The sequence below is a fragment of the Edaphobacter sp. FHG110511_03 genome, from assembly GCF_059115365.1.
Genome location: NZ_JBZYWL010000067.1, coordinates 1 through 368 on the forward strand (window position 1 = coordinate 1; position 368 = coordinate 368).

Sequence of the window (368 nt, forward strand, 5' to 3'; positions counted from 1 at the left end):
ATGAGCCAACATCAGCAGTCCCGCTGGAAGGTTCCGCACGATCCTGCGAACGACGTCATAGCTGGGCTTGCGCTCTTGAAGGACCTCGGCCATCGCGCCGGCTTGCCGGTGGATGGAACTGATCGGCAGCGGCGGGCGTTCGAGTGCGAGTCCCTCGATGGCCTGGATTAGCTGTGTTGAGGCGAGTCTTCGTTCTCCCTGATCGGTCCTGCTCTTGCGAGCCAGGGCCGCGAGTCCGCGCTTACGGTATCCACTCACCCACCTAAAAGCTGTTCGATAGGGAATCGAAGCTTCGGAGGCAACGACACGCAGTGGTCTGAGCCCTTCCAGATGTGGGCGCAACATTTCGAAACGCTGCTGCGCGATGT

1 protein-coding gene is annotated in these 368 nt (G+C 60.6%); it reads right to left on the reverse strand.

Annotated elements, in window-relative coordinates:
• A partial coding sequence (locus tag AC5S26_RS29970; protein WP_494188610.1) for a hypothetical protein occupies positions 1-345 on the reverse strand: 345 nt, incomplete at its 3' end.
• Positions 346-368 lie beyond the last annotated feature (23 nt).